Source organism: Sharpea azabuensis DSM 18934 (assembly GCF_000702165.1).
GTDB classification, from domain to species: domain Bacteria; phylum Bacillota_I; class Bacilli_A; order Erysipelotrichales; family Coprobacillaceae; genus Sharpea; species Sharpea azabuensis.
Map to the genome: position 1 here is coordinate 1 of NZ_JNKU01000091.1, position 1,443 is coordinate 1,443.

Sequence of the window (1,443 nt, forward strand, 5' to 3'; positions counted from 1 at the left end):
TGACCCTCGCTACGTATAATACAATGATGTAATCAGATACCTGATTCATTATTACCCTCCCTCTGGCTTATCTTCTCCATAAGCCAGAATTTTTTTGTAGTACAAGCAAAGCTTGTATCTAGTCTTTAGGCAGTTGTGCATACTACGTACGTACAACAATAAACCACCCGCTATACGGGTGGTTGGCAGGAAAGTTACACAAAAACATCACCACTCCTTCTATGATGGGAAGTGTTCAAGTTACCGCGAAAAGAAAGAAACGGTGATGTCTCATGGCTCATAAAGCCAATTCACTATCGTATACAAAATGGTATTGCACATTCCACACGTATCCACACCAAAGTATAGACGATAAGACCTAAAGAAAATCATAAAGGAACCCTGCAGGTACAAGAGAGTGGAAATAGTAGAAGGACATCTAATGCCGGACCACGTGCATCTTCTTCTCGAGATTCCTTTAAAGCTGAGCGTAAGCTCGTTTATGGGATACCTGAAGGATTGTATGTGTCGACAGTAGGACTGAATACAGCAACTGTAGGAAAATACATTCGAGAGCAGGAGATGCATGACCAAATGGTGGATAAGCTAAGTGTCAAGGAGTATGGTGATCCATTTTCAAACGCAACGAAGAGAAAAAGAAGCAAAAAGGGAAAATAAAAGACAAGAAAACAAAGCAGTGAAAAAAGTAAAAAAAATCCCTTTGAGGGATAGCGAACGTCAAGAGCGGTAGCTTGAACGAAGTGAAAGCAAGCGCCTTTAGACGCGAGCAGGTATTACAGGCTTATAGCCGCAGTTCAAACCACGCCTAAAAGGCGTGGTTTTGATTGTCTATAGGTTCTTCTATAGAATCTATGGATTTTTTGTTTTTAATATTGATTGCTTAAGGTTATGTGATTAGCCTGTTGTGGAAAATAACGATATGCCTTATCATGAGGTTACTTTGGGGGTGGCTTCTATGGTGGAAAAAAGATTTTTGATGGAAGTTATGAACATTTCTATACCCGTAGCATTGCAATCCATGCTGCAGTCTTCTTTTTCCATGATTGATCAGGTCATGGTAGGACAGCTTGGTGATCAGAGTGTTGCTGCTGTAGAAATTGCCAGTAAGCCAGGATTTATCTATGCTTTTCTTATCAGTGCTATCTCCACTATTACGGCGATAATGACTTCACAATATATTGGAAAGAATAACCGGGAAGCGGAAGAAAAGACACTATGCATAAATCTTCTTGTCATGTTTATTGTCGGCTCTTGTTTTCTTTTAGCTTTCAGCATTTTTCGAGATTCATTTATATCTCTCTTTTCGAACGATCATCCTGTAGAGCAGAGGGGCATTCAGTATCTTCAGGTCATTGTGCTTACTTTTATTCCTTTAGGCATATGCAATATTTTAAGTGTGCCCCTACGCTGTCGCAATCATTCAATGTGGCCTCTTTATATCGG

Annotated in this window: 1 protein-coding gene and 1 pseudogene; both read left to right on the top strand. The window is 40.0% G+C overall.

The features are described 5' to 3' along the window. Window positions 1–272 precede the first annotated feature (272 nt). Window positions 273–657, top strand: a pseudogene (locus tag T529_RS12970) (transposase). Window positions 658–904: 247 nt separating this feature from the next. Then, on the top strand, window positions 905–1,443 hold a 539-nt coding region (locus tag T529_RS0111595; RefSeq protein WP_202962307.1), incomplete at its 3' end, for an MATE family efflux transporter.